This is a genomic window from Nafulsella turpanensis ZLM-10, from assembly GCF_000346615.1.
Taxonomy (GTDB): Bacteria; Bacteroidota; Bacteroidia; order Cytophagales; family Cyclobacteriaceae; genus Nafulsella; species Nafulsella turpanensis.
Map to the genome: position 1 here is coordinate 1 of NZ_ANNU01000051.1, position 21181 is coordinate 21181.

The window sequence follows — 21181 nt, forward strand, 5'->3', positions numbered from 1 at the left end:
TATATCATGCTGAATTTAAAGTATTTGACCCTCTATTCGTAGAATCAATTCCCGAGTTCAGGTTACTTAGGAAGAGCAATGGCAAAATGGCAGCTTATCAAATTTATAGGATGTGTAAAAAGTCAGGTAATTGTATGGGGAGTGATATAGCTGAAGCCTCAAAGATGGAAACTATATAAGCAAAGGAAGAGAAGACAAAGATCCAGACCAGGAAAAAAAGAAAAAGCTACGCTAGCCAAAATTAAAAATAAAGGCATAAAAAAAGCGGCTATTAACCGCTAAATTCTGCTTCTAAGCTTTTTATTTTAATTCCTGGATGGTCTGCTGCCATTGCCGGACCTAACAGGAATCGGCTGTAGCTCCGGTTTAGGGCTTAGCTTTTCCCGCAAACCAGCTACAAGTTCATTTAATGCTTCTAACAAATTATCAATATATATCATCATTTTTATTTCCTCCGTTTGCTTAAGTTACGTTCAATAATGTAATTATCAAATACTATACCAGAATTAATTTCTATTTTAGTATACGGTACAATTAGCAGGGGGTTTTGTTACCCCTTAACTGCATTAATGCAATAAGAAGCATCGGCATTTGAATGTTAGGTAATAAGATTTAACTTTGCATCCAAAATGCAATGCTCCACTCATAAAAATTCAACCCTACTTAAATGCCAAGAGATAATTCCATCAAATCAATTCTGATTATTGGGAGTGGCCCGATTGTAATTGGACAAGCTGCAGAGTTTGATTACGCTGGTTCTCAGGCAGCGCGCTCTTTAAGAGACGAAGGAATTGAGGTAATACTTATAAACTCAAATCCTGCAACCATCATGACTGATCCCGTAACGGCAGATCATGTTTACCTCTTACCGCTCGAAAAGAAATCGATAATACAGATTCTGAAAGAACACCCGCAGATAGATGCAGTGCTACCAACAATGGGTGGACAAACAGCTCTCAATCTTGCCATTGACTGTGATAAAGCAGGAATCTGGGAAAAATTCAACGTCAGGATTATAGGGGTGGACATTAATGCCATCGAAACCACGGAAGACAGGGAGAAGTTCAGGCTGAAGATGGAGGAGTTAGGGGTGCATGTATGCCAGGGAAAAACAGCAACCTCTTTTCTGCAGGGAAAAGAAATTGCGCAGGAAATAGGATTCCCGCTGGTTATCCGCCCCTCCTATACCCTTGGCGGTTCAGGTGGCGGTTTTGTAGAAAAACCTGAAGAATTTGAAAAGGCCTTAACGGCCGGATTGCATGCTTCACCTATCCATGAAGTACTAATTGAAAAGAGTATCCTTGGCTGGAAAGAGTATGAACTGGAGCTGTTAAGGGATAACATCGGTAATATTATTATTATCTGTTCCATCGAGAATTTCGACCCAATGGGCATCCACACGGGAGATTCCATTACCGTGGCGCCGGCTATGACGCTGCCTGATACAGTGTATCAAAAAATGCGCAACCTGGCCATTACCATGATGAATGGCATTGGCCAGTTTGCGGGCGGATGTAACGTACAGTTTGCAGTTAATCCTGAGGATGATGATATTGTAGGCATCGAAATTAACCCCCGGGTATCGCGCTCTTCAGCACTGGCATCGAAAGCTACCGGATATCCTATCGCCAAAATAGCCGCTAAGTTAGCAATTGGTTATAACCTGGATGAGCTTAAAAACCAGATTACCAAAACCACCTCAGCGTATTTTGAGCCTGCCCTAGACTATGTAATTGTAAAAATTCCTCGCTGGAACTTCGATAAGTTTGAAGGTGCTAACAGGGACCTGGGACTCCAGATGAAATCGGTAGGAGAGGTAATGGGTATTGGCCGCAACTTTCAGGAAGCCCTGCAGAAAGCCTGTCAGTCGCTCGAAATAAAGCGGAATGGTTTGGGAGCCGACGCCAAAGAGCTGACGAATCAGGAGCAAATACTCCAGAGCCTGAAGCGCCCCAGCTGGAACAGGCTCTTCCACATCTATGATGCCTTTAAACTGGGCATACCCATGCGTACCATTCTGGAACTGACCAAAATCGACAGGTGGTTTCTGAGCCAGGTCGAAGAGCTGGTCGTGCTGGAAAAGGAAATCCAAAAGTATCAACTCGATACGCTGCCGCTTCCACTGATGAAGGAAGCTAAATCGCGTGGCTATGCCGACCGTCAAATTGCCCACCTGCTGGGCTGCATGGAGAGCGAAGTGTTTAAGAAGCGGCATGAAATGGGAGTGAAGCGGGTATATAAGATGGTCGATACCTGCGCTGCAGAGTTTGAAGCGGAGACCCCTTATTTCTACTCTACTTTCGAGGAGGAGAACGAGTCGGTTTCTTCCGACCGGAAAAAGGTAATTGTTTTAGGCTCCGGACCTAACCGCATCGGGCAGGGAATTGAATTTGACTATTCCTGCGTACACGGTATTCTGGCCGCTAAGGAATGTGGCTACGAAACCATCATGATTAACTGTAATCCAGAAACTGTATCGACCGACCCGGATATCGCCGATAAGCTATATTTCGAACCGGTGTTCTGGGAACATATTTATGATATTATCCTGCATGAGAAGCCTGTTGGCGTTATTGTGCAGCTGGGTGGACAGACAGCGCTGAAGTTAGCTGAAAAGCTTAACCGTTATGGAATTCCAATTCTTGGTACAAGTTATGAAAAACTCGATTTAGCTGAAGACAGGGGAAGCTTTTCTCAGCTGTTGAAGGAAAATAATATCCCTTACCCGGAATTTGGAGTTATTGAAGATGCCGAGCAGGCAGTGGAGCTCTCTAAAACAATAGGTTTTCCATTATTGGTACGCCCCAGTTATGTGCTGGGAGGGCAGCGGATGAAGATTGTGATTAATGAGAAAGAACTCGAAAAACATGTAATTGACCTGCTGCGCGATATACCCGGCAATAAAGTGCTGCTCGACCATTTTCTTGAGGGTGCAATGGAGGCTGAAGCTGATGCCATCTGTGATGGAGAAGATGTTCACATCATCGGAATTATGCAGCACATAGAACCGGCAGGTATACACTCAGGTGACTCTTATGCAGTGCTTCCGCCTTACAACTTAGGCGATTTTGTTATGCAACAGATTGAGAAGTATACCAAAAAGATTGCCCTTGCCCTGGGGACGGTCGGCCTGATTAACATTCAATTTGCCATTAAAGATGATAAGGTATATATTATCGAGGCCAATCCACGGGCATCGCGAACCGTGCCTTTTATATGTAAAGCATATCAGGAGCCGTATGTGAATTATGCCACAAAGGTAATGCTCGGAGAAAAGAAGGTAAGAGACTTTAAATTTAACCCGCACAGGAAGGGCTATGCTATAAAAGTACCGGTTTTCTCTTTCAATAAGTTCCCGAATGTAAATAAGGAGTTGGGGCCGGAGATGAAATCGACCGGCGAGGCGATTTACTTTATCGATGACCTGATGGACGACTACTTCCTCAATATTTATTCAGAGCGAAACTTATACCTTAGTAAATAAGTTAGCAAAAAGATATGATATTAAAGATTTTTACTTTCTTACTCATCTGTTACCTGCTTTACAGGTTTATTGGTTTTTTCTTTAAGGCCTTTTTCATCCTGCTGGGGCAGCGGCATAAAAATAGTCATAAGCAACAGCGGCAGCGGCAAAACCGCCGTCGTCCGGAAGGAAGTATTCATGTAGAGTATGAGCCGCCGAAAGAAAAAAGAAAGCAGGTGAATTTCCGTGGTGGGGAGTATGTAGATTACGAAGAAGTAGATAAATAGCTATAAGTTAACAAAGAGGCCATTCTGTAAGGAGTGGCCTTTTCTTTTGCCTTCTGTAAAAAGAAAAAGCCTCTGCTGCTTTAGCGGAGGCCCAATAAGAGGGGAGGTTTATCAGTAGTTCCTTAACTTGTTTTTCTTCTGTTTCATTTTCGGGCGCTTTGTTTTATTTACCACTTTATCGTGCTTCATGGCTTCGTAGTCATGGTAAGTTTGTCCCTGCTGCCTTACATACACGGTACGACTGCAACTACTTGCGCTATAACTGATAATACAGCAAACAAAAACCCCCAGGAGCAACTTTAGTATATATTTGTTCATATTGATTATTCTTTATAAAATTGGCCCGTTAAATAAAGGTATGAAAATGCTCCGGAATGGCGCTGCCCGATAAAGGACCATAAAGTACCAATGAAAGAAATTTTACAAACTGTTAATTTTTTAGCTCTATGTCAACCAACAAAATCGAACAGCTTTTAGGTAAAGAAGCAGAAAACCTGCTCAACCACGAATGTAAAACCATCTCTAAAGATCAGCTCTACCTGCCTGGCCCCAACAGTATAGATGAGATTTTTGCCTATTCAAACCGTAATCCGCAGGTAATGCGGAGTCTGGCCTCTCTCTACAATACAGGACGTCTTGCCGGTACTGGTTATGTATCCATTCTGCCAGTCGACCAGGGCATTGAACATACTGCAGGTGCTTCTTTTGCTCCTAACCCTGCCTACTTCGACCCTGAAAATATTATCAAGCTGGCGATAGAGGGTGGCTGTAATGCCGTAGCCACTACTTTTGGTAACCTGGCGCTCATGAGCCGTAAGTATGCTCATAAGATTCCTTTCGTGGTAAAAATCAACCATAACGAGCTTATGACCTATCCGAATAAATACGACCAGATTATGTTTGGTACGGTTGAAGAGGCATGGAATTTAGGTGCAGCGGCCGTTGGGGCGACTATTTATTTTGGGTCTCCGGAATCGAACCGCCAGATTGTGGAGGTAGCTGCCGCCTTTGAAAGAGCGCATGAATTAGGTTTGGCCACTATTCTCTGGTGCTATACCCGTAACAACGACTTTAAGAAAGATGGTACTGATTACCATGTAGCCGCCGACCTTACCGGCCAGGCAAACCACCTGGGTGTAACCATTCAGGCCGATATTATTAAGCAGAAGCTACCAGAAACCAATGGAGGCTTTAAGGAAATTGGCTTTGGCAAAACCCACAAGGGCATGTACGATAAGCTGTCGTCCGACAATCCAATTGACCTTACCCGCTACCAGGTAGCCAACTGCTATATGGGCAAAATTGGCTTAATTAACTCAGGTGGGGCATCTGCCGGCGAATCTGACCTGCAGGATGCCGTTCGTACCGCAGTGGTGAACAAACGTGCCGGTGGTATGGGCCTAATCAGTGGTCGTAAGGCTTTCCAGCGCCCAATGAAAGAAGGTGTTGAACTTTTAAATGCGATTCAGGACGTTTATCTTTCTCAAGAAGTAACGATTGCATAAATTTGCACTCTTAACAAAAAGAGACTTATGGCTTGGTTTAAGAGAAAGGATAAAGGAATCCTTACCCCTACAGAAGCAAAGAAGGAAGTACCAGATGGGTTATGGTTTAAAACACCTGCCGGGAAGATTATCCATACCCGTGAACTGAAGGAGAACTGCTATGTAGTACCGGACGATAACTACCATGTAAGAATCGGCTCGAAGGAATACTTCGAAATTCTGTTCGATAAAAATGAATTTAAAGAACTGGATGCCGATTTGGAATCTGCCGACCCACTCTCCTTTGTCGACAGTAAACCTTACCCGCAGCGGATACAGGCTTCGCAAAAAAAAGTGGGCCTGAAAGATGCGGTACGGACTGCGCACGGCAAAGTGCATGGGCAGGATTTGGTGGTAGGCTGTATGGACTTCAGCTTTATTGGTGGTTCCATGGGGTCTGTGGTAGGGGAAAAAATAGCCAGGGCCATTAACTATAGCCTGGAACATAAAATTCCTTTTCTGATGATTTCCAAATCGGGCGGTGCCCGTATGATGGAAGCAGGCTATTCTCTGATGCAGATGGCGAAAACCTCGGCCAGGCTGGCGTTACTCTCAGAAGCAGGTATTCCTTATATCTCGCTCCTGACCGACCCAACCACCGGTGGGGTAACAGCTTCTTTTGCCATGCTGGGCGATTTTAATATTGCCGAGCCCGATGCTCTCATAGGCTTTGCCGGTCCACGTGTTATTCGCGAAACCATTGGTAAAGATCTGCCAAAAGGCTTTCAGAGCTCAGAGTTTGTACTGGAACATGGTTTCCTCGATTTTATCGTGGACCGTCGCAACCTGAAAAGCAAAATAGCACTGCTCCTGAAAGTGCTCTCTTAAACCATGAGTATACGATAATGAAAAAAGCTGACCTTAGGGTTGGCTTTTTTTATGCCATACAGGCAGTTGCCGTCCAAACTCAAATCCCTGTTCCGGAAAATTTTGAGACTCAGAACAAACTATACCGCTTGGTTTACAGTATAAATTAGGAAAGTGAAGCATTTTTAGTAAAGAGATCTTAATTTTTTACCGATACATTATGGATACCTCATTAGAGAATAGAAAAATTACCCCAACGATAATTGCACTGTATGGCTTGTGTGCCGAGCTGGTACCAATAGTAGCCAATCTGCTCTATGTGTATGTGTGGGGAAATCTTATTCACCCGGAGTATAACCTCGGCTTTACAGAGGATTATATGGAAAATACCGGTATCATGATTTTTCTTTCCATTGGCTTTCTCAGTTACCTAGGTACGGCCTTCTGGATAGCTAAAAGAAGTCTTACCCGCACATTTTATAATAGTGCACGCCTGGTATTGGTAGGTGTAATTGTGGAGCTTATCTTCTACTGGATTATTGGCGTAGGCTTTGAATTCAGGTATGCCTTCTCCTTTATTACTTATTTAATTGCTGTTCTGCTGGCCACCTTAACACCTACCCTCCTGAAGGGAAAGCGGACCCACCGCAAAGATTGGGATGAAAAGAAAGATCAGGGATATGAGCAGGTGAAGAGAAAATAAATAAAACTGAAATAGTAGCTGATAAAGGAGGAGATTCGGGAGCGGATCTCCTCCTTTATTTTGCTTAATGCTATAAAGTGCTCTTTATTAGTTACTAAGCTCTCCCTTCCACAGCTAATAGAATGAAAGAATAATTTATAACAATTAATACTTTTTAATAAAATGTTCGTATTTTAACTCTGAAGAGTACAATGACCTTCGCATTTTTAAGTGATTAATTAATTTTTTCTATTTATAAGCATGATTGTAGCAGGTCTACTGGACAATGAAGAGGAGAGGCTAAAGCGCCTCATAAACTACCGGGTGCTGGATACACCCGAGGAGCAGGAGTTTCAGGATATTGTCGAACTGACTGCACAGGTTTGCCATGCTCCTATTTGCCTTATTACGCTTATCGATACTCACCGACAGTGGTTTAAGGCAAGGGTGGGGCTTAAGATTCAGGAAACAGCAAGGGATATTGCCTTTTGCAGTCATGCAATCCATCATGATGATATAATGGAAGTGAAGGACACCCTGCAGGATGAGCGATTTTTCGATAATCCTTTAGTGATTGGAGAGCCATACATTCGCTTTTATGCGGGTATGCCCTTGATAAGTGTGGGAGGGCACAAGTTAGGAACTCTGGCAGTTGGGGATACCAGGCCCCGTAAACTGGGGAGCGGTGAAGCCTTTGCACTGCGGATCCTTGGCAGCCAGGTAGTAAAGCTGTTTGAGTTAAGGAGCAAGAACCAAAAGTTGCAGGATGTAATCGGGCAGTACCTGAAGTTCTACGAAGAGGTAAGGGGACGGCAGGAGATTCTTTCTAAAGTTCAGAAAGTGGCTGAAATAGGGATCTTTGAAGCTGATTTACGGACAGGGCAGCTACAGGTGTCGGAAGGTTTTTGCACGCTTTTTGGCCTTTCAACTTTCGATAGACTTTCTATTAGCAGGTTTAAAGAACTCGTTCATCCGGAGGATACCGCTCACTTCAGCGAAAACTTAAACCGCTCTTTAAATGAACCAAAGTTCTCCTTCGAATTTCGTTGTATCAGGCCTTCAGATAAGGAAATTATTGTTGTCAAATGCATGGGTGAAAGCCTGCGTGACAAAGAAGGAGAACCTTTTAAGCTGATTGGACTTAAGCAGAATATAACGGCAATAAAACAGCACGAGCAACAGCTTGAAGCACAAAATGCAGAGCTGAAAAAGCTGAATGAAGAGCTGGATAACTTTGTGTACCGGGTATCGCACGACCTGCGAGCACCTAACTCCTCTGTTCTGGGACTTATCGAAATTATTCTTAGCCAGGAACAAGATGTGGATAAGATTAAGGAATTGCTGGTGCTCGTGCGAAAAAGCCTGCAGAAGCAGGATAACTTTATTAAGGATATTCTTGATTACTCCCGCAATTCCCGGATGGAAGTGAAACCGGAAGAGGTTGACTTTGAGGAGGTGCTCCAGGAAGTGGTTGCCCAGCTACGATATAGTTATCAGAAAGAAAGTATCAATTTTTCAGTCGAGATTCTGCAGGAAGTGCCTTTTGCCACAGACGATAGCCGCCTGCATATTATTTTAAGTAACCTGCTCTCCAATTCATTTAAATACCAGCGCCTGCAGGAACATGGCGGTATGGTAGGGGTTAATGTTAAGGTGAATGAAGAAGAGGCCCAAATTACCATTGAGGATAACGGAATAGGGATAGAAAAGTCGCGTCAGGGAAAGGTGTTCGATATGTTCTACAGGGCCACGGATAAGAAACCCGGCTCCGGACTTGGTTTGTATATAGTGAAAGAAGCCCTGTTAAAGCTGCAGGGGAGCATTCTTCTTGAATCTGAACTAGGAAAAGGAACAATCGTGAAGGTAACGATTCCAAACATGTATCGATAGCCATTGAGCGCTCAGGGGGAGGGAACTGTACACCTGAGATAAGGAGCCTAACAGTTTTCGGGTTAAAAAAGGCAGACAGCTAAAGGGGGCCACCTGCCTTATAATTGTTTATTGCTGTATCGCAAATCAGGTCTTTTCTTTTGCCGAGCTGCTTTTAGGCCAGCGTACTTCTGTTGCCCCATCTTTCGAGTGGCGTAGCGGCAAAGAGCCTTTTGGTTGTTGTTTCATGCTTTCATCGGCCTGTTCTCCTACATTGCCTTTTACAACAGTAGTGCCTCCGTCTACAAAACAGAGGGCACCTGTAACATAGGATGCCTCGTCGGAAGCAAGGAATAAATATACATTGGCCACCTCTTCGGGAGTACCCCGGCGACCCATGGCATTGGCCCCAATCATGGTCTTTTCCATTTTTTCATCCATAGGTCCCTCTTCCTTCCGGGTCCAGGCGGTATCAATAGGTCCGGGGCACACGCAGTTGGCTCTAACGCCGTGCTTTGCCTGTTCAATAGCCACTCCCTTCATAAAAGCATGGATAAAGCCCTTGGTTCCCCCATAAGGAGTATTCTGGGCAATTCCTAAGCGGCCTGCCTCAGAGCCGGCAGAAACAATACAACCTTTGGTCTTGTGGAGCTCCGGAAGGGCGGCTCGGGTCATCATAAAAGCGCTGCGGATATTGTTGCGGATCAGGCTGTCGAAAGCATCTATGTCATACTCCTGCAGCTCGGCTGTAACAGGAAAAATACCTGCATTGTTAATGAGGATATCCAGCTTCCCAAATTCCTCCACAGCCATGCGAATACATTTTTCTGCATCTTTTTTATCAGCCAAATCACCCTTGAAACCAATTGCCCTGCCGCCCCTTTCCTCAATTTCCGATACAACATCCTCCACAGGGTCCTGAGGCATTCCTGCCACCACCACCCTGGCTCCTTCCATTGCAAACTTTTTGCAAATTGCTTCTCCTATGCCTGTACCACCACCTGTTACCACGGCGACTTTTTCTTTTAATCTTTCCATAAAAAATATTTTAATTATGATTGTAAAAAGTTGTTTGCCAGATACTTGTCTCTTAATAATTAAAGGCGTGTGGAGCAGGATAGTTTGGGAGCAGGAAGGATTTTATGCGGGCTGTTCAGGTTCTCCACCTTTTACTCTGGTGTACAAGTTCAGGTAAAAAAGGAAGGAAGGGGAGAGGGGGCATCCATACAGCAACTATGTTCTGCCTGTCTGTATGGCGGTTACTTTTTGAAAGACAAGATTTTTACGCTTTATTTGATGTATGCGGCTACTTTCTCACCCTGTCCTTTGCAACTACTATGTTACCTATCGCTGTAATGCGCGTTGTAGCTTCTGCGATATCTGGGAACGTCCCTCACCCTATGTTAATGAGGAACAGGTAGCCGCTAACCTGCGGGACCTGAAGCGGCTGGGTGTGAAAGTGATTGACTTTACCGGTGGAGAACCACTCCTGCACCGGCAGATTGATAAGCTGCTCCGGATGGCCAAAGATATGGGTTTTATTACCACCCTCACTACTAATACACTTCTTTACCCAAAATGGGCAGAACGACTGAAAGGGCTGGTCGATATGCTCCATTTTTCCCTTGACTCACCGCATAAGGAAGAACACGATGCCTCCCGCGGGGTAGCCTGCTTTGACTTTGTTGTAGAATCCATCAAAACAGCCAAAGCGCTTGGGGAACGGCCCGATATTCTTTTTACCGTGATGAACAGCAATATTCACCAGGTAAAGGAGGTCTATGAAAATATTAGCCAGCCGGAGGGCCTGGTGCTAATCCTGAACCCGGTATTCGGCTACAATGAGGTGGAGACGGGTGGTGGTTTGACACTAGCCGCCTTAAAAGAACTACAACTGTGGGGTAAAAAACGGGGGGTATATCTTAATGATGGCTTTATCGGTCTCCGAAAAGATGGCGGAAACCAGGTAGAAAAGCCGGTTTGTAAGGCAGGAAGTACAACGGTAGTAATTTCTCCGGAAAATAAGCTGGTGTTACCCTGCTATCATCTTGGGCTGAAGGAGTTTTCGATTGAAAACCAGCTGGAGGCTCTCTACCACTCGCCTGAGGTGCAGACACTTATTGCGCAGGAAGGGAGGCTGCCGGCTTGCCAGGGTTGTACCATTAACTGTTATATGCAGCCAAGCTTTGCCACTCACCTGAGCCGGTACTTCTGGCAGGCTCTACCCTCTACCCTTAAATACAATTTAATGAAAGGCACCTGGAAAACTTTGCTGCCTTTTTAGTGGGGAGAAGGTTTCCCGGGAAAGGAGGTCTTATAAGGCCTGCTTGTTTGGCTTTTACTGCACTGAAACCGGCAGTGGCAAAGGGTGGCTGATGTGCTAAATTTTTAAAACTTTACTGCCTTTATTCGGCATTATTGAATATATTTGCATCAATTCCTGTAAAGGGAACTTGTAAGTTAAATCAAAACTGAGATAGGTAAATGAGTTCTGTAGTAATTACTGCAATAGTAGCTTTTACCCTGGTAATTTTACTATTGGTGTTTATTCTCCTTTTTGCCCAGTCTAAGCTGGTGCAGTCGGGCGATGTGAAGATTGTTGTCAATGGGGATGAGAAGAACCCAATTGTTACCTCTGCAGGTAGCTCACTCTTATCTACCCTCTCCTCACAAAAGGTGTTCCTTCCTTCTGCCTGTGGTGGTGGTGGTACCTGCGCCATGTGTAAGTGTGTGGTAGAAGATGGTGGAGGCGAAGTGCTCCCTACCGAAGTAGGTCACCTGAGCCGTACCGAGCAGAAAGAAAATGTTCGTCTTTCCTGTCAGGTAAAGGTAAAGCAGGATATGCGCATCCGAATTCCGGAAGAAATATTCGGTATCAAGAAGTGGGAGTGCGAAGTAGTATCAAACTATAACGTATCGACCTTCATTAAGGAATTCGTGGTGAAGTTGCCTGAAGGCGAAACCCTCGACTTCGAATCAGGTGGGTATATCCAGATTGACGTGCCGGAAATTACCGTTGATTTCAAGGATATGGACATTACGCCTAAGCCTGAACTCAACCACCCGCAGGATGTGTATAAGTCTGACTGGGATAAATTCCAGATGTGGGGGCTGAAGATGAAGAACGACGAGCCTGTGTTCCGTGCCTACTCTATGGCAAACCACCCGGCCGAAGGAAACATCATCATGCTCACCATCCGTATTGCTACGCCACCATGGGATAGAGCCAACAATCGCTGGATGGATGTAAATCCTGGTATCTGTTCTTCTTACGTATTCTCTCGTAAGCCGGGCGATAAAGTAACTATTTCAGGTCCTTATGGTGAATTCTTCATCAACCCGACCGATCGCGAAATGATTTACATTGGTGGTGGTGCCGGTATGGCACCTTTGCGCTCGCACATCTTCCACCTGTTCCATACAGAGAAGACTGACCGTAAAGTATCGTATTGGTATGGTGGCCGCTCCAAAAAAGAGCTTTTCTATACCAACCACTTCAGGAATATCGAAAAAGACTTCCCGAACTTCCGCTTCTACATAGGTCTTTCTGAGCCGCTGCCGGAAGATAACTGGAAAGTGAAGAAAAGCCTCGACGATGAAGGAGATGGTTATGTTGGTTTCATCCACCAGGTGCTGTACGATAACTACCTGAAGAACCACCCTGAACCGGAAGAAGTAGAGTACTACCTCTGCGGACCGCCAATGATGAACGCGGCCGTACTGAAAATGCTCGACGATATGGGCGTACCACCTGAAAATATTCGTTTCGACGACTTCGGTGGTTAATTAGAAAAATTCTGACAAAAAGGGAGCTGCAAAGCTCCCTTTTTTATTTCCGCCTGTTGGCCGAATTTATTCTCTTCTGTATATTTAGAGATTGAATGAGACTAGAGGTGAGAGGTGATAGATAATGGGTGAAGTTGAGTAAATGGCTCGGAATCAGGAGCCAAGACGGAGGCCCTTCTAAACTGCTGTCATTGCGAACGTAGCTCTGTGGAGTGAAGTAATCTCTATCAAACTGCCAGAGACCATTAAAGAGGAAGTCGGAGATTTGTGCTAATTTCATTGGAGGTGTCTTAGTACTTATAACCCACTATTAACAAACAGGCACAAGCCACCACCCACTAAAGACCAGCAACAAACAACCAGCAACAAACAACCAAAGCATGGATAGCATCGATATCAAGATATTTTTTACCGGCATTGAAGAATGGGTGTATGCCGGAATAAAGCCTCATAATTCGCTCATGAAGAGTATGCTAATCCATGGCGAAACCTTTCCGGAGTATGAAGGGGTAGACATGGCCATTATCGGGCTGAGCGAATACAGGGGTGCGGCCAATAGCGAAGGGGCGGAGCAGGCAGCCAATGAAATCCGCCGGAAGCTGTACCAGTTAAAGAAGGGAAGCTCGGGCACTTTAAAAATCGCCGATCTTGGTAATCTAAGCCCCGGAATCACTCCTGAGGAAACTCACCTTCGTATTAAGGAAGCCTGCCAGATGCTCATTCAGCAGAATATATTGCCTGTGCTCATTGGCGGCTCCCACGATATGGCTTTTGGGCAGTACCTGGCGTATGAAGATCTGGAGAAGCTTGTGTCCGTCGTAAGTGTCGATGCTTTCCTGGATATGGAAGATGAGAAGGAGCTACCCGATAACCAGCGGCACATTCATAAAATGCTGGTACATGAGCCAAACTATCTTTTCAACTTTAACCTGCTGGGCTACCAGAGCTACCTTACCGACGCCAATGCCATGGCTGTGCTGGAGCGCTTTTATTTTCAGGCTCATCGGCTGGGGCAAATGCGGGAGGATATAAAAGAGTCAGAGCCCGTTATTCGCGATGCCGATCTTTTAAGCTTTGATATCACGGCCATAAAAGGTGCTGATGCTCCCGGAAGTGTACGGGCTCAGCCTTTCGGACTTACGGGCGAAGAAGCCTGCCAGTTGTGCTGGTATGCCGGCCTGAGTGAAAAACTGAGTTCCGTGGGTTTTTTCGAATATCACCCTGGTCTCGACGACAGTCGCAAGACCACCGCTTCGGTTATTGCTACCATGATCTGGTACTTTATCGAAGGATTTTACAACCGCAAAAAGGAGCAGAGTTTTGCGAGCAATGACTACAAACGTTATATTGTAGCCATGCCCTCCGAGCCGGCTACCATAACCTTTTATAAGAGCACCCTCAGTGAAAAGTGGTGGATGGAAGTGCCACACCCTGAGGAGAAGAACAGTCGCTATGGCCGCAACTTTATGGTCCCCTGCAGCTATTCCGATTATCTTACTGCCGTAGAAGGCGAACTCCCCGAGCGTTGGCTCAATGTATATGCAAAGCTGTTTTAGCCTAGCTGAGTAGCAATGGGTTTTTATTCAGTACCTGTTAACATTCTGGTACTTCTCGTAATACCGTTGAATCGCTAAAATTGCTTCGTATTCGGTGGCGCTTTCTAGAAAGGCGAGACTGGGGTTGCAGAATTTTAAGAAGCGATTTAGTTCCCTGCCTTCAAGACCAGTAATTTCCTGTACAATTTCTTTGTCGAACCAGTATTCGAAAAGGGCCTCATAGTATTGGTTTTGTCTTTTCTGCTCTTTTAGCTGACGGATACGCTCCCGCTGCTTGGCCTTTTTATTAAACTTATTCGCCAGGGCAGTTACCGCGCCGGTAACCCCTGTACCCCCCATTCCACCCGTAAGACCAATCTTATCTTCCTCCCGCGAACGACCGCTGGGTCTTACGCTGGGGTAGCCAAAATAAGGGTCGTCCGGTGTGGTTTCCGGTGCGAAGGGTTCTGTCAGGTGCTCACCCCGTACCTCCACCTGCCGCAGCTTGTATACCCTTTCTTTCAACGGGATGACAAAGTTAAGGGCCATGGCCTGTGCATAAGAAAGAGTGGTATCTACATATCCAATCATTCTGAATTCGAGCGAATCCTTTGGAGATGCCAGCAGGCGATAGTTGCCTCCCATACCGGTGGTGGTTCCTTTTTCGTTGTTCTTATTGTACACATGCGCATATGCAATGCCAATAGTGGTATCTTCGGCCGTAACAATGCGGCCGCTGATGAGCCCCTCCTGCTGAGCATAAGATTGGAGGGCCGTAAAGCAAAGGAGGGCGATAAAGGGGAAAAACTTCTTCAAATCAATACCAGAACGCTGCAGGTACAAAAATAATTTTATTTGGCGAGTTAAAGTAGGTCGATTGGCCAAAGTTAGCCATCTGTCTGCTTCGGTATAGAGTAGGTGAGAGAGATTTTATACGGAATATGCAGTCCTTAAGCTGAACATTTAAATCATACCACGGGCTTTTAGCTCCAGGTATTTATTAATGGTGTTGAGGGTAAGATCTTCCGGGGCCGTCAGGAGCGCCTGAATACCGTAACGATGCAACTCCTTTACAATCAGCTTTTTTTCAAAAGCCAGCTTTTCCATAACAGTTTGGGTATATACCTCCTCCAGCGAATTTGCTTCTTTCCGGAGGGCTGTCTGAATTTCAGTATTCTCAAAGAGAATAACCACCAGCAGGTGCTGTTTCGCCATCTGGCGGAGGTAAGGCAGTTGCCGCTGCATGCTCTGTAAAGACTCGAAGTTCGTGAAAAGCAGCAGCAGGCTTCGCTGGTTGAGTGTCTGGCGCAGGCTAAGATAGAGCCGCCCAAAGTCGGATTCGCGCCAGGCCGTTTTTTGCTTGTACAGGGCTTCCTGTATCAGGCGCATCTGCCGGGGGTGTTTGCTGGCAGGTACCACCGCCTGCACTTTATGCTGAAAGGCCATGAGTCCCGCCTTATCTTCCTTCCGAATAGCAATGTTCGAGAGTACCAGACTGGCGTTAATGGCGTAGTCGAGCAGACTTAAGCCATGGAAGGGCATGTGCATGAGGCGGCCCTTGTCTATGAGTGAATATACCTGCTGTGAGCGTTCATCCTGGTACTTGTTTACCATGAGCGCGCCACGGCGCGCCGTGGCTTTCCAGTTGAGCGTGCGGTAATCGTCGCCTCGTACATATTCTTTTATCTGCTCAAACTCCTGATTGTGGCCCAGGCGGCGGATTTTCTTTATGCCCAAATCCTGCAGCTTATTAGAAATAGCCAGAAGCTCATACTTCCGCATTTGCAGGTAGCTGGGGTACACCGGCACCTCCTGTTCGGCCTGTATGGTATACCGCCGGCTGAAGAAACCTAAAATGCTTTGCGCAAACAAATTGATGTTCCCGAAATGATAAGCACCTCTTTTTACGGGACGCAAAAAGTAGGTGTGGCTTTTTTGCTCTCCACTGGTGAGCCTGAAATGGAAACAAAGGTCGCGAAGCTGAAACTGGGGCGGTACCTCATCGATTACCTCCAGCTGAATAGGGTGCGGGTAATGATTGCCTATTTCGAGCAACACCGGGTTTTCATCGCCATTCGACAGACGGTCGGCCAAAATGCGGCGGGCGCTAATGCCACGGCGGGTGCGATACAGCAAAAACAAGTCGAGGAGCAGGAACAGGAGCAGCACCCAAAAGCCCGCCTGGGCCAGCACAAAGAGCAGGCGCAGGCTAAAGCCGGCAAGGGCCAGGCCGGTAAGGAACAGCGCAAAGTAGTAAAAGCGCCGCTGGATATATAGGGAGCGAATAAGCTGCACTAGCGGGGTACTTCTATGTTTTCGACCAGCTGATGGATAACATCGGCCATGGCGGCACCTTCCATTTCGCGCTCAGGAGTTAACTGTACGCGGTGTGAGAGGACGGGAGCGGTAAGACGCTTTACATCTTCAGGCGTAATAAAATCTCTTCCCTGTAAAGCTGCCGCGGCTTTAGCACCCGTTAAAAGAGCAATGGAAGCACGCGGCGAAGCGCCAAGGTACAGGTCGGGATGGTTCCGGGTACTGTTGACGATTTGTGCAATATAGCGAAGTAGTTCAGGGCTGGCATGCACTTCTTTTACCAGCTGGCGGCAATGCTGTATTTGATCGGGCGACAGCACTGCTTCAATGGCCTTGCTGGCAACCACATTTTTCCGCTGCTGGTGCCCTTCAAGAATGGCTACCTCTTCCTCCAGTCCGGGATAAGGCACTACTATTTTAAACAGAAAACGGTCAAGCTGTGCTTCCGGCAGGCGGTATGTGCCTTCCTGCTCAATAGGGTTTTGGGTGGCCATCACCATAAAGGGCTCCTCCATTTTAAAAGTATTGCCATCCATGGTTATCTGCCGCTCTTCCATTACCTCGAAGAGGGCAGCCTGCGTTTTGGCCGGGGCGCGGTTTATTTCATCTATCAGCACCAAATTGCTGAAGATAGGGCCTTTTTTATAGTCAAAAGTGGTTGTTTGCATATTGAATACCGAGGTGCCCAGGATATCCGAAGGCATGAGGTCGGGCGTAAACTGGATGCGTGAAAAACCGGTGGAAATGCTGCCTGCCAGCAATTTGGCGGTAAGGGTTTTGGCTACCCCCGGCACGCCTTCCAGCAATACATGCCCTTCGGCCAGCAGCGCAATGAGCATCAGCTCCACCATTTCCTGCTGGCCAATTATAACCTTTCCTATTTCTGAGCGGATACGTTCAGCACTTTCCCGCAGTTCTTCCAGCTGCAGCCGACTGGTTTGAAAGGGGCTGCTAAGGTTTTCTTCTGTATTCATATCGAGTGTGATTCTTGCGTTGGGTTAAAATTGTGCTCATCCGAATAGTAAAACATCAGGATGATTTTGTTCAGTTGAAGTAAATCATCGGCAGAGATTTGCGAATGGTTTTCTACCTGATGAATTTGTGTTGCCAGCTGGAAGACTTTTTCTTCCTTATTACTGCTTTTCAGCGCCAGTTGCTGCACAAAAGAAGGGTCGTGCCAGTTTGCCTGCAGGCGGTAATGGCTTCGGATGTATTCATTCAGGTAGGTAATCTTTTTAAGTGCCAGGTTGCGGTGGTCGCCCTGCTGAAAATAAAGCTGACCAATAGTGCCTGCAAATTCTAGACTGGTGTTTTGTGGTGCGTCCATTAGCGGAATAGGCCGTTGTTTTCGCTTTAGGCCGAAGAGCACGAAAAGGAGCAGTACTATCATGCCAAAATAGTAGGCCCAGCGTAGTTCATCCCTGCTTAGCACGAAGCGCAGAGGCGAGGAGGACTCCAGTCGGCCACTCTGGTAGAACTCCGTCCAGTACAGCGGGGCAGGTGGCAGGTACGAAAGAGCCGTTTCGGCAAAACGATGGTTATTTCCTTCGAGCAGATAATAGTTGGAGAATGCCAGGGGAGTGGTGGAAAGATATAGCTGTCCTTTACCCCAGGGCCTGCGAATGAAAACAGCTTGTTGCGCCTGGTTCTGTGCAAGTACTTCACTTTCGGCTGCTAGAGAGTCGAAGGACGCCGGCAGGGCCGCCAGGGTATAGGCAAAACGCTCCTGCGGTAGCTGCGGATGGGTAAACCGGATAAAAGTAGAATCTGCTGTCCCATCAAAATAAGTTTCCTGACTAATGCTTTCAAAAAGGTTATGCCGGGTTTGCAACTGCAGGGTATCTGCAAAAGAACCGCGGAAGTGGAGAGCAGCTATAAAAACGTGGGCTCCTTCGGCTGCCTTTTCCAGCAGCACATCTGCATCTGCTTTATCGGGGGCAAAATGCTCCGCGAGTATCAGGTAGTTCCTTTGTGCAGGGGCCGTATCCATCTCGTATATAGTGAGGTGGTTATGGGTAATGCCCTGTGGCGGGAAAAGCTCTGGCAGCACCTGATAAAGGGCATAGGCCCCATAGGGATTTTTATCGTCCGCGGAAAGGGTAATGGTCCAGTTCAGAGGCTTGGGAATAAGCAGTTCAGCCAGCACCATCAGCAGAAGTGCAAGCCCTATAAGCAGGTAGGGGGTGAGTTTCTTCCTGTTCATGTGCGCTGACGGAGGCTTTGCGTTAAAGACTGGTAATGCTGTTCTGCCTCCCGGAAGGACTGTTCCTGCATCTGGAAATTGCCGTACCACGCCCATTCAAAGAAATACCCTAGTTGGCGGAAGGGCGATTGCAGCTGCGGAAGCTTAAGCTCCTGCTGGTACTGGTAGTTAGTTTTGCCGGGCTTCCATTGAATATGCTCGCGATCGGTAAGCTCTTTAAGGGCGGAAAGATAAAGCAGTCGAATGGCCTTATTCCACTCCTGGTTTTGAAGGGCATCGGCCAGGGCCGTCTGGAAGTCAATGGCATGGATATTTTCATGTGGGGCATGGTCTTCATTTTGCAGCACTGCCTGCCTGTTTTTGGCACTCCAGAGGCCGCTCAAGTCTACGTTCATGAGCCGCAGCACCGTATATACGATGGCGCCAAAGCAGATAGTGTACAGTACTACTTCGATAAAGCCGGCGGCCTTAGGTGTACCAAAGAGCCTGAGCAATTGCAGGAGAAGCCAGTTGCGGAACTGTAACCACCAGTTATTGTCCGGGTTGGCCAGCTGATAGTCCATTTCCTCATCGGCATACAGTTCCTGTAGGGTTTCCTGCTCAATATGGCGGATTTGGGGTGCAGCCGTACTATCGGTCTGCATCTCCATGCCTTTTGAGAGCTGCGGTAGGCTAAGCAGAAGAAAGAGGAAAAAAGGATATAAAAGCTTAATAATGCTCGTCTTCGTCATGTAAATCATTCTTCTGCACACCAAAGCTTTCCATTCTTTCCAGTAATCCACTCGCTTCTTTTCGCTCACGAAGGCTGTAGTACTGGAAAGTAATGGCGATAAAAAGGATGCTGTAAAGCGCAAAGGAGCCTAGCATACTCACACCGGAAGCCAACGAAAACAGGATATTATAGAGCATGCCAGGTGCTTCGGCCGTAGCTTCTCCATCGGCAACATGCATCACCTGCATAAACATCATAATATACATCGGAACGGCAAAGATAATGCCCATAATGGACTGAATAAAGCCAACAATAATAACCAGGCCTGCAGTGCTGAGCCACTTGCCTGAAATGAGCTTAAATAAGCGGCTAAAGGCGGTAAAAATACCCACACCTTCCATGCTGCGAATGGGGTAGAGCAGGGTAAGAGCGGGGTATATTATCAAAATAGCTATAAACATCAGCAACATCATCAACCCAATTAAAACAGGGGTAGGCTCGGCTGCAGATAGGAGAATGACCGGGAGTGCAATAATACCTGTAGCGAAAAGCACGCCAATAAGCAAGGCGATGGAGGTGCCTAATACCTGAAAGAACTCTCTGCCTATACCCGCCCATACTGCTCCCGTTGAAATGCGGGCATGACCTTCAGCGATATACTGCCGGAGGTGCCGCATGGTAACAGCCACAATAAGGGTAAGGGCAATAATGGAGCAAACCATCATGCCAATGACTCCAGTCACTAATAAAGCGGTGTTGGGACCTTCGGCACCGAAAGGATCATTGCGCCCTGCCAGCACAGCGCCAAAAGTCTCGCCCTGGTACATCCCGTAGAAGATGCCGGTAAGTAAGGCAAAGGGTCCTGCAATCAGCAGGATATTTTTGGTAATGGGCCTGAAGTTCTGGCTCAGAAATTCAAAAGTGGCATTTAATTTCTGGCTGAAACTTCTTTCCTTTTTGAAGTTAATTGGCCGGTGGTGGAGGGTTGCCTGTTGCATGTTTTTTATATAATTGTGCAGGGTAAATTACAAAGTAGTAGACAATAAAAGCGGCCGATGTAAGAATAATAAATGCTTTGGCAGTCCAGTGCCAGTCGGTAAGCCGGGTAACAAATGCTTCCAGAAAACCGGCGGTAATAAAGAGCGGAATCAGCCCGATAACAATCTTCAATCCCTTTTTTGCCCCCCGCTTAAATGACTCCAGTCGCGGAAAAGTGCCTGGAAAGAGAATGCTGTTGCCCATGACCAGTCCCGCCCCTCCGGCAATAATAATGGCGCTGATTTCGAGGGTGCCATGTATCCAAATAGTCAGGAAGGAGGTGAGGAAAAGTCCTTTCTGGTAAAAGAAGTACTGGAAAGCACCGAGCATTACCCCATTCTGGAAGAGAAAATAGCCCGTGCCTACGGAAAATAGCAGGCCGAAGGCAAAAGTGGAGAGTGATACTTTAATGTTGTTGAGTGTAATGAGGATGAACATCTCCAGCCTGCCCATGCTCTTGTATACCCCCATAGGGTCGCCACTGGCTATATTCTCAAGCGTCATGTTAATATAGGCATCGCCCATAATCAGGCGGCTGAAGGTGTTGTCATTGGCGGCACTCAGGGCGCCCAGTCCTATGGCGGCGGCAAAAATGAGGAAGGCATAGAACAGCTGCCAGCGGGCCTCGTAACAAATCAGCGGAAGCTCGTATAGCCAGAAGCTTACAAAGCGGCCGGACTTTTCTTTCTTGTTGCGGTAAATTTCCTGGTGCACGCTTGCTGCCAGTCCATTGAGGTAGCGGGTATTCTGGCTGCGCGGGTAATGCGTCCGGGCATAAGCCAGGTCGTCGGTAAGGGTAATGAAGAGAGATGCCAGTCTGTCGGGCTGTACGCGCTGTTTTTTATTCAGCAGTTCCTCAAACTCTTTCCATTTATTATAATTATTTTTGACGAACAAGGCCTCGCGCATACCTTTGCAATTTACTCCGAGGTCAAATAT

At 46.6% G+C, this 21181-nt stretch carries 19 protein-coding genes; 9 read left to right on the forward strand and 10 right to left on the reverse strand.

Annotated features, from left to right (window positions below; all coding sequences use genetic code 11):
* Positions 1–305 precede the first annotated feature (305 nt).
* The gene (locus tag F752_RS26310; RefSeq protein ID WP_160164138.1) at positions 306–443 is read right to left on the reverse strand and encodes a hypothetical protein; all 138 of its coding nucleotides are present in this window, start codon (positions 441–443) and stop codon (positions 306–308) included.
* 224 nt (positions 444–667) lie between these two features.
* Between F752_RS26310 and carB the strand changes: the two genes are divergently transcribed.
* Positions 668–3484, forward strand: a complete 2817-nt coding sequence (carB, locus tag F752_RS0118260) for a carbamoyl-phosphate synthase large subunit (RefSeq protein ID WP_017733196.1) — start codon at positions 668–670, stop codon at positions 3482–3484.
* Between the two features lie 14 nt (positions 3485–3498).
* Positions 3499–3750: a hypothetical protein gene (locus tag F752_RS0118265; RefSeq protein WP_017733197.1), complete on the forward strand. Its 252-nt coding sequence runs from the start codon at positions 3499–3501 to the stop codon at positions 3748–3750.
* 111 nt (positions 3751–3861) lie between these two features.
* On the opposite strand, the gene F752_RS0118270 is transcribed toward F752_RS0118265, so the two are convergent.
* Complete coding sequence (locus tag F752_RS0118270; RefSeq protein ID WP_017733198.1) at positions 3862–4068, reverse strand: hypothetical protein; 207 nt, start codon at positions 4066–4068, stop codon at positions 3862–3864.
* A gap of 128 nt (positions 4069–4196) precedes the next feature.
* Between F752_RS0118270 and F752_RS0118275 the strand changes: the two genes are divergently transcribed.
* The 4 genes from F752_RS0118275 (at position 4197) to F752_RS25545 (ending at position 8673) form a co-directional block, all read left to right on the forward strand.
* Entirely contained in the window at positions 4197–5255 is a 1059-nt protein-coding gene (locus tag F752_RS0118275; protein WP_017733199.1) for a class I fructose-bisphosphate aldolase, read from the forward strand.
* 27 nt (positions 5256–5282) lie between these two features.
* Complete coding sequence (gene accD, locus F752_RS0118280) at positions 5283–6122, forward strand: acetyl-CoA carboxylase, carboxyltransferase subunit beta (protein ID WP_017733200.1); 840 nt, start codon at positions 5283–5285, stop codon at positions 6120–6122.
* A gap of 199 nt (positions 6123–6321) precedes the next feature.
* Positions 6322–6804: a hypothetical protein gene (locus F752_RS0118290; RefSeq protein ID WP_017733202.1), complete on the forward strand. Its 483-nt coding sequence runs from the start codon at positions 6322–6324 to the stop codon at positions 6802–6804.
* 240 nt (positions 6805–7044) lie between these two features.
* Positions 7045–8673 (forward strand): sensor histidine kinase, encoded by a 1629-nt coding sequence (locus F752_RS25545; RefSeq protein ID WP_017733203.1) that lies wholly within the window; start codon positions 7045–7047, stop codon positions 8671–8673.
* 126 nt (positions 8674–8799) lie between these two features.
* On the opposite strand, the gene F752_RS0118300 is transcribed toward F752_RS25545, so the two are convergent.
* Complete coding sequence (locus F752_RS0118300; protein ID WP_017733204.1) at positions 8800–9690, reverse strand: SDR family NAD(P)-dependent oxidoreductase; 891 nt, start codon at positions 9688–9690, stop codon at positions 8800–8802.
* A gap of 262 nt (positions 9691–9952) precedes the next feature.
* Between F752_RS0118300 and F752_RS0118305 the strand changes: the two genes are divergently transcribed.
* The 3 genes from F752_RS0118305 to F752_RS0118315 all read left to right on the forward strand — a co-directional run bounded on the left by F752_RS0118305 (position 9953) and on the right by F752_RS0118315 (position 13994).
* Positions 9953–10936 (forward strand): radical SAM protein, encoded by a 984-nt coding sequence (locus tag F752_RS0118305; protein WP_017733205.1) that lies wholly within the window; start codon positions 9953–9955, stop codon positions 10934–10936.
* A gap of 200 nt (positions 10937–11136) precedes the next feature.
* The gene (gene nqrF, locus F752_RS0118310; protein ID WP_017733206.1) at positions 11137–12438 is read left to right on the forward strand and encodes an NADH:ubiquinone reductase (Na(+)-transporting) subunit F; all 1302 of its coding nucleotides are present in this window, start codon (positions 11137–11139) and stop codon (positions 12436–12438) included.
* 380 nt (positions 12439–12818) lie between these two features.
* Entirely contained in the window at positions 12819–13994 is a 1176-nt protein-coding gene (locus F752_RS0118315; RefSeq protein WP_017733207.1) for a formimidoylglutamase, read from the forward strand.
* Positions 13995–14021: 27 nt separating this feature from the next.
* Here F752_RS0118315 and F752_RS0118320 read toward each other — a convergent pair whose 3' ends face one another.
* The 7 genes from F752_RS0118320 to F752_RS0118350 form a co-directional block, all read right to left on the reverse strand.
* A complete protein-coding gene (locus F752_RS0118320; RefSeq protein ID WP_160164139.1) occupies positions 14022–14789 on the reverse strand; it encodes a carboxypeptidase-like regulatory domain-containing protein in 768 nt (255 codons plus the stop codon).
* A 147-nt stretch (positions 14790–14936) separates the two neighbouring features.
* Positions 14937–16268 (reverse strand): DUF58 domain-containing protein, encoded by a 1332-nt coding sequence (locus F752_RS0118325; RefSeq protein WP_017733209.1) that lies wholly within the window; start codon positions 16266–16268, stop codon positions 14937–14939.
* Positions 16268–17263 carry an AAA family ATPase gene (locus F752_RS0118330; RefSeq protein ID WP_017733210.1) on the reverse strand — a complete coding sequence of 332 codons (996 nt, stop codon included), beginning with the start codon at positions 17261–17263 and terminating at the stop codon, positions 16268–16270. The genes F752_RS0118325 and F752_RS0118330 overlap by 1 nt, the downstream gene beginning before the upstream one ends.
* Positions 17260–18492, reverse strand: a complete 1233-nt coding sequence (locus F752_RS0118335) for a DUF4350 domain-containing protein (protein ID WP_017733211.1) — start codon at positions 18490–18492, stop codon at positions 17260–17262. The genes F752_RS0118330 and F752_RS0118335 overlap by 4 nt, the downstream gene beginning before the upstream one ends.
* Positions 18489–19223, reverse strand: coding sequence for a DUF4129 domain-containing protein (locus F752_RS25550; protein WP_017733212.1), 735 nt, complete (start codon positions 19221–19223; stop codon positions 18489–18491). The genes F752_RS0118335 and F752_RS25550 overlap by 4 nt, the downstream gene beginning before the upstream one ends.
* Positions 19201–20202: a V-type ATP synthase subunit I domain-containing protein gene (locus F752_RS0118345; protein WP_017733213.1), complete on the reverse strand. Its 1002-nt coding sequence runs from the start codon at positions 20200–20202 to the stop codon at positions 19201–19203. The genes F752_RS25550 and F752_RS0118345 overlap by 23 nt, the downstream gene beginning before the upstream one ends.
* Positions 20168–21151 carry a stage II sporulation protein M gene (locus tag F752_RS0118350; RefSeq protein WP_017733214.1) on the reverse strand — a complete coding sequence of 328 codons (984 nt, stop codon included), beginning with the start codon at positions 21149–21151 and terminating at the stop codon, positions 20168–20170. The genes F752_RS0118345 and F752_RS0118350 overlap by 35 nt, the downstream gene beginning before the upstream one ends.
* Between the last annotated feature and the right edge of the window lie 30 nt (positions 21152–21181).

What these genes read in the sequence shown, in the direction of transcription:
- F752_RS0118290 (WP_017733202.1), top strand. Translation starts at nt 6,322, where the DNA reads ATGGATACCTCATTAGAGAATAGAAAAATTACCCCAACGATAATTGCA.
- nqrF (WP_017733206.1), top strand. Translation starts at nt 11,137, where the DNA reads ATGAGTTCTGTAGTAATTACTGCAATAGTAGCTTTTACCCTGGTAATT.
- F752_RS0118330 (WP_017733210.1), bottom strand. Translation starts at nt 17,263, where the DNA reads ATGAATACAGAAGAAAACCTTAGCAGCCCCTTTCAAACCAGTCGGCTG.
- F752_RS0118305 (WP_017733205.1), top strand. Translation starts at nt 9,953, where the DNA reads ATGCGGCTACTTTCTCACCCTGTCCTTTGCAACTACTATGTTACCTAT.
- F752_RS26310 (WP_160164138.1), bottom strand. Translation starts at nt 443, where the DNA reads ATGATGATATATATTGATAATTTGTTAGAAGCATTAAATGAACTTGTA.
- F752_RS0118345 (WP_017733213.1), bottom strand. Translation starts at nt 20,202, where the DNA reads ATGCAACAGGCAACCCTCCACCACCGGCCAATTAACTTCAAAAAGGAA.
- F752_RS0118300 (WP_017733204.1), bottom strand. Translation starts at nt 9,690, where the DNA reads ATGGAAAGATTAAAAGAAAAAGTCGCCGTGGTAACAGGTGGTGGTACA.
- F752_RS0118315 (WP_017733207.1), top strand. Translation starts at nt 12,819, where the DNA reads ATGGATAGCATCGATATCAAGATATTTTTTACCGGCATTGAAGAATGG.
- F752_RS0118265 (WP_017733197.1), top strand. Translation starts at nt 3,499, where the DNA reads ATGATATTAAAGATTTTTACTTTCTTACTCATCTGTTACCTGCTTTAC.
- F752_RS25545 (WP_017733203.1), top strand. Translation starts at nt 7,045, where the DNA reads ATGATTGTAGCAGGTCTACTGGACAATGAAGAGGAGAGGCTAAAGCGC.
- accD (WP_017733200.1), top strand. Translation starts at nt 5,283, where the DNA reads ATGGCTTGGTTTAAGAGAAAGGATAAAGGAATCCTTACCCCTACAGAA.
- F752_RS25550 (WP_017733212.1), bottom strand. Translation starts at nt 19,223, where the DNA reads ATGACGAAGACGAGCATTATTAAGCTTTTATATCCTTTTTTCCTCTTT.
- F752_RS0118335 (WP_017733211.1), bottom strand. Translation starts at nt 18,492, where the DNA reads ATGAACAGGAAGAAACTCACCCCCTACCTGCTTATAGGGCTTGCACTT.
- carB (WP_017733196.1), top strand. Translation starts at nt 668, where the DNA reads ATGCCAAGAGATAATTCCATCAAATCAATTCTGATTATTGGGAGTGGC.
- F752_RS0118275 (WP_017733199.1), top strand. Translation starts at nt 4,197, where the DNA reads ATGTCAACCAACAAAATCGAACAGCTTTTAGGTAAAGAAGCAGAAAAC.
- F752_RS0118350 (WP_017733214.1), bottom strand. Translation starts at nt 21,151, where the DNA reads ATGCGCGAGGCCTTGTTCGTCAAAAATAATTATAATAAATGGAAAGAG.
- F752_RS0118270 (WP_017733198.1), bottom strand. Translation starts at nt 4,068, where the DNA reads ATGAACAAATATATACTAAAGTTGCTCCTGGGGGTTTTTGTTTGCTGT.